Below are 12,787 nucleotides of genomic sequence, written 5' to 3'. Positions count from 1 at the left end.
TTATAACGAATATGGCAAAGGCTTTTTTAGACGAAAATTTTCTTTTACAAACCAAAACGGCAGAGATACTTTATCATGAATATGCTAAAGATATGCCTATTATCGATTACCACAATCACCTTCCTCCTGACCAAATATTAAACGATATAAATTTCAATAACCTTACCCATGCTTGGCTATACGGCGACCACTACAAATGGAGAGCCATGCGTACCAATGGTATAAATGAGGCTTATTGCACTGGAGATAAATCGGATTACGAAAAGTTTGAAAAGTGGGCAGAGACTATTCCAAATACCATGCGGAACCCACTTTATCATTGGTCACATTTGGAGCTACAACGTTATTTTGATATAAAAGAAGTACTTAATCCAGCTTCTTCAAAAGCAATTTATGATGATTGTACAGCCAAGCTTGCAACAAAGGAATATGGTGTTCGTGGGCTTTTGAAAAGAATGAATGTCACTACGGTTTGTACTACAGATGATCCGCTAGATTCTCTAGAACATCACATCGCTTACCATAAAGAATTGGCTACAAAACCAGCAGGTTCAGAAGTAGTTATGTTGCCGGCATTTAGGCCTGACAAGTTTATATTGATAGAAAATCCGAACTTCGTTTCTTATATCGAGAAACTGAGTGGGATAGTAGGCTTCGAAATCAAGGATTATTCAGACTTACAAAAAGCACTAAAATTGAGAGCAGATTTTTTTGCTGCAAATGGAGGTAAAGTCTCCGATCATGGTCTGGAGGAGATTTATGCTGAAGATTTTACTGAAGAACAGGCAGATACGGTCTTCAAAAAAACATTGAGTCAGCAGGCCATTACAGCACATGAGGCCGCTATTTTCAAATCTGCCATATTGCATTTTTTAGGAACTATGTACGCAGAACTCGGCTGGATTCAGCAGTTTCACTTGGGTGCTTTACGAAACAATAACAAAAAAGCAATGCGAACGCTTGGTCCTGATACGGGCTGGGATAGTATAGGAGATTGGTCACAGGCCAAATCTTTATCTAAGTTTTTAGGAAAATTGGGCGAGTTTGACCAATTGACGAAAACTATAATTTATAACTTAAACCCTGCAGATAACGAACTCATGGCCACCATGATAGGTAATTTCAATGATGGCTCAGTGGCAGGCAAAATTCAATGGGGTTCAGGTTGGTGGTTTCTTGACCAAAAAGATGGCATGGAGAAGCAGATAAATACCCTTTCACAAATGGGCCTTTTGAGCCAGTTTGTGGGAATGCTTACCGACTCTCGTAGTTTCCTGTCGTTTCCTCGTCATGAATATTTCAGGAGAATATTGTGCAACATTTATGGCAACGACATTGAAAACGGCGAACTTCCAAACGATCAGGCATTTATTGGAAAGACGATTCAAAATATTTGTTACAACAACGCCAAAACGTATTTTGGATTTTAAGAAATGAGGAAATCGATTCTAACATTTGGCGAAATATTGCTTCGGCTATCACCCGAAATGGGAGGGGAGTGGATTAAGAAAGCTACAATACCGACCTTCGTTGGTGGAGCCGAATTAAATACTGCAACAGCTTTGGCGAGTTGGAACATACCCGTGCAATATTGTAGCGGATTGCCAAAGAACGCTTTGGCTGAGGAAATTGCTGCACATTTGGAATCCAAGAATATCGATACTTCCAAAATGCAATGGTGCGGTGAGAGAATCGGCATTTATATGCTTCCCCAAGGGGCTGATTTGAAAAATGCAGGTGTGATTTACGACCGAGCTCACTCATCATTTGCCTCCATTCAAGTTGGCCAAGTAAACTGGGCGGAGGTTTTTTATGATGTGGAATGGCTTCACGTAAGTGCCATCACGCCCGCATTGAGCCAACAAATGGCCGAGGTATGTTTAGAGGCTGTAAAAGAAGCCAAAAAAGCAGGTGTAAAGATATCTGTAGACCTTAACTATCGCTCAAAACTATGGAAATACGGTAAAGAGCCAATAGAAATTATGCCGGAAATAGCTACATATTGCGATCTTATCATGGGCAACCTTTGGGCTGCCAATAAGTTACTCGGAACCACAATAGATCCTGAGATTGAAGTGAATAATGCCACCAAATCGGAGTATTTGGAAGAGTGTGAAAGAGTTTCTAAGGAAATTTTGCTCCAATTTAAGAATTGTAAATATGTGGCGAATACATTTCGGTTTGACTACCAAAATGAAGGGATTGAGTATTACACAACCATTTTCACGGAGGGAAATCTTTTTGTTTCTCCACATTTTAAAGTCAATAAAGTAGTCGACAAAGTGGGAAGTGGCGATTGCTTTATGGCTGGATTGCTTTATGGTTTATACAAAAATCACAATCCGCAGGATATTATCGACTTTGCAGCAGCTGCGGCCATAGGCAAATTAAACGAATATGGCGATGCTACCTCTCAGTCGGTGGAAGACGTAAATGAAATTTTGAATAACATTTTGGTAAATTAATAACATGACCAAAGAAGATATTGTAGCTATTATTTTAGAAAAACCATTGGTGCCAGTGTACTATAATGCCGACGCCGCGGTTACTAAAAATATCATAGGAGCATGTTACGAGGCGGGAATAAGGGCTTTTGAGTTTACCAATAGAGGCGAAAATGCCATTGATGTATTTTCGAATATCCAACCGTTTGTAAAACAATATTGCCCAGAAATGATATTAGGCATTGGGACTATTGTAAATGCCGAAACAGCCGAGAAATACATTGCTCTAGGAGCAGATTTTGTAGTACAACCAGGTACTACACAAGAAGTTGGTAATGTGTGTAAAAAGCATAACATTGCATGGGTACCCGGTGTAATGACACCGACCGAAATTTACTCGGCTTTATCATTAGGTGCCAATATGGTCAAGATTTTCCCTGGAAATGTGGTTGGATCTGCTTATGTAAAAGCATTAAGAGGTCCAATGCCAAACGTGAAAATTATGGTAACTGGAGGTGTAGAACCAACTGAAAGTAGCCTAAAGGAGTGGTTTGGGGCTGGAGCTAATGCAGTCGGGCTAGGTTCTCAACTATTCAAAGACATGAACGAGATCGAAATATTCAAAACCAAAGTGAAAGGATTGTTTTCTTTCATTCAACCTTAACCCTACAAAAATGGAGAACAAAATCGGAAACTATCGCTGGACCATCTGTGCCCTCGTGTTTTTTGCCACAACCGTCAATTACCTCGACAGGCAAGTCATTAGCCTTCTCAAATCCGTTCTGTCTGTCGAACTCAAATGGGACGATGGAGATTACGCCAATATCGAAATTGCCTTTAAACTTTTCTACAGCTTCGGTATGCTCATCGCTGGCCGAGTTGTGGACAAACTAGGTACTAAAAAGGGCTACGCAATGGCAACTGGATTGTGGAGTTTGGCAGCTGTGGGCCATGCATTTGCCAATTCGGCCTTTGGTTTTATGATTGCAAGAGCGTTCTTGGGGGTTACCGAGGCAGGTAACTTTCCAGCAGCCATCAAGAGTACTGCAGAGTGGTTTCCTAAAAAGGAGAGAGCCTTAGCTACTGGTATTTTTAACTCTGGTACCAATATAGGTGCCATAGTTGCTCCATTAACAGTGCCTTTTATAGCGGCTGCTTGGGGTTGGCAATGGGCCTTTATTCTTACAGGTCTAATTGGTTTTATCTGGTTGGTTTTGTGGCAAAAGCACTATACTAACCCGAAGGATTCCAAAAAACTGAGCAAAGCTGAGTTTGATTATATCCACTCTGATAAAGAAGACGAGAACATTGAAAAAGTTGTAGAAAACGAGAAAGTATCGTGGTTCAAATTGCTTACTTATCGTCAGACATGGGCGTTCGCTATTGGTAAATTCTTGACTGACCCTGTTTGGTGGTTTTATCTCTTCTGGTTGCCAGATTTCTTGCAGAGTGAGTACAAACTTACACTTACTGAAATTGCCATACCAACGGCGGTGGTGTATATGATATCTACAATAGGTAGCGTGGGTGGAGGATATTTGCCTATGGCATTTATAAATAGAAATATGCCAGCATTCAAGGCTCGTAAAACCTCCATGTTTATTTTCGCTTTATGTGTATTGCCTGTGGTGTTGTCTCAGTATGCTGGAAGAGTAAATATGTGGTTGGCTGTTTTGGTAATAGGTATTGCGGCATCTGCTCACCAAGCCTGGTCGGCAAATATTTTCACCACAGTGTCGGATATGTTTCCGAAAAAGGCCACAGCCTCTGTAACAGGTATAGGAGGTATGATGGGAGGACTCGGCGGTATTTTATTGACTTGGGCCGTACAAAAGAATATGTTCGTTTATTACAGAAGTATTAATCAAATAGAAACTGCATACTTCATAATGTTCTTGATTTGTGGTGGTGCGTATTTATTGGCCTGGCTAATTATGCACTTATTGGTTCCAAAGATGAAGAAAATTGAACTTTAAGGTAGATAAAAGTAAGAAAACTAACATTAAAAGGGTCGAAAACAAGCGTTTCGGCCCTTTTTTATTTTATGTGTTGGAATACCATTTTATAAAAATGTATAGCTTCACTTTACTAAGCGACCTTGAAATCAAAAAGATATTTAATTTCTGAGTATATTTGCAACAAAATTAAGTTCCTCTTTGCACGAAGAATGAAGTCTCACTTTCTTATAGCCGCCTTATTGTATCTAACGGCCTGCCAAAACCGAAATAGTAAATTTGTAAGTGATGGCATTTGGATGGACGTAGCTTGTAAGAACAACTCCGAGAATTGTACAAGTAGATTTCCGATAATAAAAATTGATAGTTCTTTTGGAGATTCTATACAAGTGCAGTATAATAGCGGCAAAACCTTAACCGTATGGTCGAGCAATAAATACAATGCCACTACGCTTACGCTGGAGAATAACTACGAAACCCTACTATATCCCATTTACGATAAAAATATGCTAGCATACTACGATGGTATCAACAAGAAATTCATCTATTATAAAAAACTAAATTCATTCAAAAATTGAAATTCTCCCGGAATCTAAAGGTATTGGCTCTTTACACCATCATATTCATTATTGGGTGTTTGCTTCTTCCTGATGTCTACGTTTGGGGAAAAAATGACCGAAACTGTTGGTTTTCATGGTGTAATTATATCCACCATTACGGAGTTCAAAATATTTACAAACTTGGGGTAGACTATCCACCATTGGTACACTATTTCTTATGGTTGATTGCCAAAATACAGGGCAGTTCGGATATGATTTACCTCAATATCTATAAGTTGAAGTATCTAGTATTGGCCGTAGAAATGCTTAGTATATACATGGTTTACAGGATATTAGAATCCAAAAAGTATACGCTATCTTATATTTTGCCATTAATCATTCTTTTTAATATAGCCTTTTGGTACAACAATGTATTTTTTGGGCAAGTTGATGGCGTATATACCGCATTTGCTTTTATTTCGCTGGCATTTGCAGTCTTCAAAAGGCCTACCTTTAGTTTGCTTTTCTTTATTCTCTGTGTGAATTTTAAGTTTCAGGGTATCATTTTTTTACCTATCATATTTCTAACCTTGTTTGACGAAGTAAAGCGATACGGTTTTAAAAAAATAGTGTTGTTATTGCTGCCAAGTTTGTTTCTCCAAATAATTATTTTCCTGCCATTCATACTAACTGGAGATATGAAACTGGCTTTCAATTCATTCTCCGAAAGCATGGGTAGATATCCTTTTGTGAGCATGGGTGCTTATAATGTCTGGTCGCTGATATTTACTCATCCTGAAACTATGAATGATAATAGTGGTATTTTCAATTTCAGCTTCAATACAATCGGCTTATTGTCATTCTTTGGCTTATCTGGATTAATTCTACTGCCATTTGGACTAAAGAGTTTGGGTATTTTTAATGAAAAAATCCAGCTGGAGTTCAGTTTTGAAAACGTACTTTTGGCCACTACGCTGATTATTTTGGTATTCTTCTACTTCAATACGCAGATGCATGCCAGGTATTCTCATCCGGTGGTGCTTTTTGCTGGTACTTTGGCTATTCTGAGGAAAGACTACTTGAGGTTTTTATTGGTAAGTATGGCTGTATTTCTAAATATGGAAGGTGCTTCGAAAATTTTGAAGGGGAATATCGCTGAATTTGAAAGTGTTTGGTTTCAGCCGTTGTTTGTTTCATTGCTATTTTTGGTGGTAATTGCACTATATTTTTATGACTACCTTGTATTAATATTCAATAATATAAAAATATCTTAAAGGCCTATTAGGTAAATAGTTATTGTCTTTGTGGTCGTCAAAGGACATTTTACGGCTTAAACTTTGACCATTATATAAAAAACTGGCCATTCTAATGAAATTCTAATCTCATTCCAATTTGGACTTTAAAAGCAATCCATACATTTGGTTTATAGAATGAACCATTAACTGTTTTTAAAGATGTTCCCCCGCATTATAGGTTTAATGTCAGTCATCCTTTGTTGCTGTCAATCTCACGATAATACCCTAGAGTTATATGGAAAATGGGTGGATTTGAGTTGTGTTAATGTTCCAAAAAAATGTACTAGTAGATTTCCGATAATTCATCTCGACGCTCAAAGAAGAGACTCTATCTTCGTTCAAAAGCAAGACGGGAGATGGGAAGGCAAATGGACCAACCACAAATGGGAATCTTTTTCACTGAAGTTAGAGAATGGGTATGAATCGCTTTTGTACCCAAACTATAAGACCAAGACCCTACAGTATTACGATAACACCACCAAGCAGTTTGTGTATTACACCAAATTACCTAGCCCTTAAATTGCGTGCAAATTACTACCAAAGACCTTAGGCCACTTTTGATATACACAGCTCTTTTTATAATTGGCTGTTATTTGGCACCAAATATATATGTATGGGGCAAAAATGACCGCAATTGCTGGATAACATGGAGCAATTACATCAATCATTTTGGTCTTCAGAATGTTTACAAATTGGAGGTTGATTACCCACCGATTTGGCACTACTTCTTATGGTTATTTGGCAAAATCAACCCAAGTCCGGAAAACATATACTTAAAAATTCATCACCTCAAATACCTTGTCTTTTTAGTAGAAATCGGAAGTGTTTTTGCAGTGTATAAGGTTCTTTTGGCACATAAAGTAAAAAATGCAGATCTATTACCGTTGTTGATTCTGGGTAATATTGCGTTCTGGTACAACAACTTCTTGTTTGGGCAAATGGACGGCGTTCATACGGCTTTTGCGTTTATTTCTATATCGTTCGGTTTGTTCAAAAAGCCTACCTTAAGCCTAATATTTCTTGTTCTGTCTATCAATTTTAAGTTTCAAGGTATTATTTTCCTACCCATCATAGCACTTGTTATTTTTGAAGACATAAAGAAGTACTCGTTTGTCAAAATTCTACAGATATTATTGCCTTCAGTAATCTTACAAATCCTCATTCTTTTGCCTTTTATTTTATCTGGAGACCTCAAATTGGCCATCAATTCATTTACGGACAGCGTGGGTAGATATCCATACGTAAACATGGGTGCATACAATGTGTGGTGGTTGATATTCAAAAATCCACAGTTGGTAAATGATAACTTGGGAATATTCAATTTTAGTTATAATTCTTATGGACTGATGGCTTTCTTTGGACTTTCAGGCTTGATATTACTTCCCTTCGCACTCAAAAGTCTGGGCCTCTTTCGAAAATACTTAAATGTCGATTTTAACTTCGAAAACGTTTTGTTGGCTTGTGTATTGATTATTCTTTTTTTCTTTTACTTCAATACCCAAATGCACTCTCGGTATTCACATCCCATTGTACTTTTTTCTGGTGCACTGGCTATGCTACGCAAAGATATTGTGAGGTTTTTTTTGGTGAGTTTTGCAATTTTCCTCAATATGGAAGGAGCATCTAAAATTCTAAAGGGTAATATCGCTGAATTCGAGACCATCTGGTTTCAGCCTTGGTTTGTATCCCTGATTTTTTTAACCATTATAGTACTTTACCTCTACGATTATATGGTTTTAATCAAAAAAAGCCTGAAATCGAAGGCTTAATCGAGGCGACTTTGTCTTAACTGCACCACGTCTGCTTGTATATTCTGGATAGCATTATAGACCAAATCAGAAATAGGGCTGTCAGTAGGATTGAGACTGCACACAAAACTCCAAAGCTCAAATACCTCTTCCGGTTTAATTTGGTAAGGATAATATGCTTTGTTGTCGGAATGCAAATGTATGGTGCCGTCTTGTTCGATTTTGTTATACAACCGCTTATAGACTAAGCCATCGTTTTGGGTTAAGACCACATAGGTTTTACCATCTTTTATATCTGCTACATCTTCCACATATTTGCCTATCACATAAGCACCTGATTCCAATGGTGGCATTGAGTCGCCCTGAATGGGGAAACCACGAAACTTGCCAACGTCAGTAAAAGGCAAGGAAATGCGAGGCAGACTTTCTATAAATGTCTCATCACTAAAGCCCTGAAGATAACCTGCAGATGCTCTGATAGGCACGAGTTCTACCAAATCTTTGCCATCGCTGTCTACCATGACCGGGAACAAAATTCTGTTCCCACCGATTTTAAGCAAATCACGGAGGTCGTTTACCTTGGTAAGGTCAATCTTTAGAAGTGAATCTATTGATACTGTAAAATAATCAGCTAACTGAACAATCAAATCTATAGGCGGTTCAGCCCGATGCTCCTCCCATGAGCTCAACCTCGACCGTGTAATATTCAAATCACTGGCCAATGCTTCCTGTGAAATTCCTCTCAGATGACGCAAATGGGCTATATTTTTACTTATCTTTTTCATTGCTAAATATTTTACCATAAAATTGGTAATATTTTAAGTAAAATACAAATACCATCACTATCAAATCCCATATTGCTAATTTTTTTATCATTTGCCCATGTTTGTGTCCTAACAAACATCAACTGCAACCGCATAAGTTATACGTTCGTCTCGTCTGTGAGGACACAGACGATGGCGACACAACTAGAGCGGCATACCAACAAAATCAACCATCAAAAAACAAATGAAGAAGGTATTTGATTATATTTGAAATAAATATCTCAACCTGACAATATGAATCTCAACCTAATAGGTAAAGAAAAAAATACCTACGACGCCATAGTAGTGGGCTCAGGCATAAGCGGCGGCTGGGCGGCTAAAGAACTTTGTGAAAAAGGTCTAAAAGTACTGATGCTCGAAAGGGGCAAGGACATCAAACATATAGAGGACTATAAATACGCTATGAAAGCCCCTTGGGAATTGGATCATGCCAACAGACTAACCCAAGAGATAAAAGCAAAATTTCCAATACAAACCGCCGAGGGGAATTACCCCATCAATGAAGCCAACCAAGACTTTTGGCTGCCAGAAGATACTAGCCCTTATATCAGTAAAAAGCCCTTTGACTGGTATAGAGGAGCGGGTGTCGGGGGCAAATCTTTGCTGTGGGGACGTATGGTATTCAGATGGGGCGACTTTGACTTTGAGGCCAATGCTCGTGAGGGTGTAGCCATCGATTGGCCCATCAGGTACAAAGACATCGAGCCTTGGTATGCCTATGTTGAGAAATTTGTGGGTGTAACTGGTAGCTACGATAACATTCCGCACATGCCAGATAGTCTGTTTCAGCCGCCCATGCAAATGAACTGCATAGAGGCTAGCTTCAAAGAAAAAATAAAGGCCAAATATGGCAATGATAGGATAGTTACCATCGGTAGAGTGGCTCATATTACTAAACCAACTGCCGAGCAAACCGCATTGGGTCGTGTATCTTGTCAATACCGTAATGCTTGCTCTTCGGGTTGTCCTTATGGAGGGTATTTCAGTACACAAGCGGCCACTTTGCCTGCGGCTATGAAAACGGGCAACTTGACTCTTCGGCCGTTTTCCATTGTTTCAAAGGTTATATTCAATGAAAAAACACAAAAAGCCGATGGTGTTGAAGTAATAGACGCTGAAACCAAAGAAGTGACCGAGTATTTTGCAAAGGTTATTTTCATCAATGCATCTGCCATGGCAAGTACGGCCATTATGCTCAACTCTACCTCAAATAGATTCCCTAACGGACTGGGCAATGACAGCGGCCAGCTCGGTAAAAACCTGATGGATCACCACTCAAGAGTAGGTGCATCAGCCACGGTAGAAGGATTTGAAGATAAATATTACACGGGTCGACGTGCCAACGGTATCTTTATGCCACGATTCAGAAATATAGGGAACGACAAACGAGACTATCTGCGAGGATTTGATTTTCAGGGTGGTGCTAGCAGAAGTGGGTGGTCAAAACAAACGCCGCCAAAGCTATTCGGTGCGGATCTGAAAGAAAAAGCTGCCCAAATAGGTCCCTGGGGTATAAATCTTACGTCTTTTGGCGAATGTCTGCCTTATGAAGATAACATGATGTATCTGCATCCTACCGAAAAGGATCAGTTTGGCATACCCAAAATAGTATTTGATGCTGAAATAAAGGAAAACGAACAAAAAATGCGGATAGATATGCAAAACGATGCGGCCGAACTTATGGAAGCGGCGGGCTATAAAAATATTCGTTCATTCAAAAAAGATGATTTCCATCTCGGTCTATCAAAGCACGAAATGGGTACGGCTCGCATGGGCAGAGACCCCAAAACTTCGGTACTCAATGCCCACAATCAGGTATGGGGATGCAAGAATGTTTTTGTGACCGACGGTGCTGCCATGACCTCTTCTAACTGCGTAAATCCATCGCTCACTTACATGGCTCTTACTGCTCGTGCATGTGATTTCGCGGTAAAAGAACTCAAAAAGCGGAATTTGTGAGTCTAAAATAGCTTCTCGTAAAGGTCTTTGTCGAATCCCACGGCCACTACTTTTTGGTCTTCTACGATGGGGCGTTTGATGACCGAGGTGTTTTGCATAATCACCTCTACAGCCGATAGGGGAGTTTCTAATGCGTCTTTTTGTGCTTGGTCAAAGCCTTTGTAGGTCGTGCTTTTTTTGTTTACGAGTTTGTCCAGCGGGATTTGCTGCATCCACTCTTCTAGTTTATCTTTCGAAATACCCTCTGTTTTATAATTATGAAATGCAAAAGTCTCGCCTTTAGCTTTTAGGAAATCCAGTGATTTTTTTACTGTGTCGCAATTCGGTATACCGTATACTGTTAGCATCTATCGTTTTTTAATTTCTTACAAATTTAATACATTTCGGAGCTATGAAACGAAAGAAAGTATGTTTTGATTTGTATCTTAACTGGAATACATATTTGGCTCATTATTTGCGTTTAACTGAATATTAACAAGCAAATATTTGTTTAGAACTTAATATTTTTCAATTTTTACGGGCATTTTTTAAATAATAGCATAAAATGATTTTTTCTCCAATGAATATCTTTAAAATTACGAGTTTAGCTGGTGTTTTGCTTTTTGCAAGCTGCCAGTCGAAGTCGCAAAATAGCACTTCCCAAACAACAGTTAGTACCGAAAATATCGATAAAAGTCAGGTAACATGGAATCCAAGCATCGACGATGCCTTAGCACAAGCAAAGGCTTCTGGTAAGTTGCTTTTTGTAGAGTGTTATTCGCCCACTTGTCCAGTTTGCCAAAGTATTGAGCCTTTTTTCAAAAAAACAGAAGTGGCTACCAAATACAATAGCAGCTTTGTAAACTATAAACTTGATGTAGGTAATGCAGAGCAAGTGAAGTTTTTGAATGCCCGAAATATCTATTTACCAAGTTTTCCACAGTTTTTGTACTTTGATGGCGATGGTAAAATAGTGCATCAAGCCGAAGTTACGCCAGATGTAAAAACCATCGTGACGGCTGCCGAAACGGCCCTAAGTCTTGATAAAAGAGCTGCCAATTACAAAGCCAGATATGACAAGGGTGATAGATCGCTAGACCTGTTGGTGCAGTTGGCCGCTTATGCGAGGCTTACAAAAGACACCACTTTAGCCATAACTGCCGCAGACGAAGTTTTTAAAATATATCCAAAAGATCAACTCAACAGCGAAACCAGCTGGAAGTTGACCAAGAAATGTGTAACAGATATGGAAAATGGTTTTGCGGTGCATTGGTTTAACAATGTCGCTACCGCAGCAGCGTTCGAGAAAAAAGACGGACACGCAGGTAATGAAAATAATATCTTGGGTGGCATTATACAATCTTCATTATATAGCCAAAGGGGCCAAAATTATGGAACTGCAAAGCTGAATTTGGTTAAAAAATACATGAATCTCACAGGAGCAGGCCAGTATATAGAAAACGTAACTTGGGAGTTTGACACCAAAGCCCTCATACGTGAAGGCAAGCCTGAGCAAGCACTGGCTATAGGCGAAAAAATGGCAGCAAAATTCGGTACCAATGGACAGTCGTTGGTGTATATCGCCAGAGTGTTTAATGATTTTTATCCAAACAAAAACTATGCACCCAAAGCCACGGCTTGGTTAAACAAAGCCAAAGGTTTGCTTAAAGAAGATAAGTTTTTGGCGGAATACTATTTCGAATCAGCAAAATTAAACCAAAAGGCGGGTGATTTAGTAAAAGCCAAAGCAGATGCCCAACAGGCAAGAAACTTGGCCTCAAAAGCACAAGTGGATCTTACGAAATTTTCGGCTTTGATTGAGAAGTTGTAAAAGTGGGGGCTGAATTTTTAGTGTTCAAAATTGATTGATTTTTTATTGTTCCTTTCCTAATTCTCTGGTAATTAGTATTTTATAAATATTATTCTTGTCAATACTTGGAGAAATGTGGTTAAAAAAACTTAGATTTCTCCAAGTATACAAATAAATTTTTGGAGAAATGTGTTATAAAAAGCGAGATTTCTCCAAGTATAGATATTATTTTTT

At 38.9% G+C, this 12,787-nt stretch carries 12 protein-coding genes; 10 read left to right on the top strand and 2 right to left on the bottom strand.

Going from position 1 to position 12,787, the window contains the following annotated elements:
- Positions 1-11 precede the first annotated feature (11 nt).
- The 8 genes from uxaC (at position 12) to EGI31_RS23560 (ending at position 8,002) form a co-directional block, all read left to right on the top strand.
- Positions 12-1,430, top strand: a complete 1,419-nt coding sequence (gene uxaC, locus EGI31_RS23595; protein ID WP_255039657.1) for a glucuronate isomerase — start codon at positions 12-14, stop codon at positions 1,428-1,430.
- Positions 1,431-1,433: 3 nt separating this feature from the next.
- Complete coding sequence (locus tag EGI31_RS23590; RefSeq protein WP_255039656.1) at positions 1,434-2,465, top strand: sugar kinase; 1,032 nt, start codon at positions 1,434-1,436, stop codon at positions 2,463-2,465.
- A gap of 4 nt (positions 2,466-2,469) precedes the next feature.
- Complete coding sequence (locus EGI31_RS23585; RefSeq protein WP_255039655.1) at positions 2,470-3,108, top strand: beta/alpha barrel domain-containing protein; 639 nt, start codon at positions 2,470-2,472, stop codon at positions 3,106-3,108.
- 10 nt (positions 3,109-3,118) lie between these two features.
- Positions 3,119-4,420 (top strand): MFS transporter, encoded by a 1,302-nt coding sequence (locus tag EGI31_RS23580; protein ID WP_255039654.1) that lies wholly within the window; start codon positions 3,119-3,121, stop codon positions 4,418-4,420.
- Between the two features lie 191 nt (positions 4,421-4,611).
- Positions 4,612-4,977 carry a hypothetical protein gene (locus EGI31_RS23575; RefSeq protein WP_255039653.1) on the top strand — a complete coding sequence of 122 codons (366 nt, stop codon included), beginning with the start codon at positions 4,612-4,614 and terminating at the stop codon, positions 4,975-4,977.
- Complete coding sequence (locus EGI31_RS23570; RefSeq protein WP_255039652.1) at positions 4,974-6,212, top strand: putative hexosyltransferase; 1,239 nt, start codon at positions 4,974-4,976, stop codon at positions 6,210-6,212. The genes EGI31_RS23575 and EGI31_RS23570 overlap by 4 nt, the downstream gene beginning before the upstream one ends.
- Before the next feature lie 204 nt (positions 6,213-6,416).
- Positions 6,417-6,752 carry a hypothetical protein gene (locus EGI31_RS23565; RefSeq protein WP_255039651.1) on the top strand — a complete coding sequence of 112 codons (336 nt, stop codon included), beginning with the start codon at positions 6,417-6,419 and terminating at the stop codon, positions 6,750-6,752.
- A 5-nt stretch (positions 6,753-6,757) separates the two neighbouring features.
- Positions 6,758-8,002 carry a putative hexosyltransferase gene (locus EGI31_RS23560; RefSeq protein WP_255039649.1) on the top strand — a complete coding sequence of 415 codons (1,245 nt, stop codon included), beginning with the start codon at positions 6,758-6,760 and terminating at the stop codon, positions 8,000-8,002.
- Here the strand turns inward: EGI31_RS23560 and EGI31_RS23555 are convergent.
- The gene (locus EGI31_RS23555; protein WP_255039648.1) at positions 7,999-8,766 is read right to left on the bottom strand and encodes an XRE family transcriptional regulator; all 768 of its coding nucleotides are present in this window, start codon (positions 8,764-8,766) and stop codon (positions 7,999-8,001) included. The genes EGI31_RS23560 and EGI31_RS23555 overlap by 4 nt on opposite strands.
- Before the next feature lie 273 nt (positions 8,767-9,039).
- On the opposite strand from EGI31_RS23555, the gene EGI31_RS23550 reads away from it, so the two are divergent.
- Positions 9,040-10,764, top strand: a complete 1,725-nt coding sequence (locus tag EGI31_RS23550) for a GMC oxidoreductase (RefSeq protein WP_255039647.1) — start codon at positions 9,040-9,042, stop codon at positions 10,762-10,764.
- 2 nt (positions 10,765-10,766) lie between these two features.
- Here the strand turns inward: EGI31_RS23550 and EGI31_RS23545 are convergent, their stop codons facing one another.
- Positions 10,767-11,111, bottom strand: a complete 345-nt coding sequence (locus tag EGI31_RS23545; RefSeq protein WP_255039646.1) for a Spx/MgsR family RNA polymerase-binding regulatory protein — start codon at positions 11,109-11,111, stop codon at positions 10,767-10,769.
- 212 nt (positions 11,112-11,323) lie between these two features.
- Between EGI31_RS23545 and EGI31_RS23540 the strand changes: the two genes are divergently transcribed.
- Positions 11,324-12,574, top strand: a complete 1,251-nt coding sequence (locus tag EGI31_RS23540) for a thioredoxin family protein (protein WP_255039645.1) — start codon at positions 11,324-11,326, stop codon at positions 12,572-12,574.
- The last annotated feature ends 213 nt before the right edge of the window (positions 12,575-12,787 follow it).

Source organism: Lacihabitans soyangensis (assembly GCF_024343775.1).
GTDB lineage: Bacteria > Bacteroidota > Bacteroidia > Cytophagales > Spirosomataceae > Leadbetterella > Leadbetterella soyangensis.
This window is presented reverse-complemented; position numbering and strand designations above follow the sequence as displayed.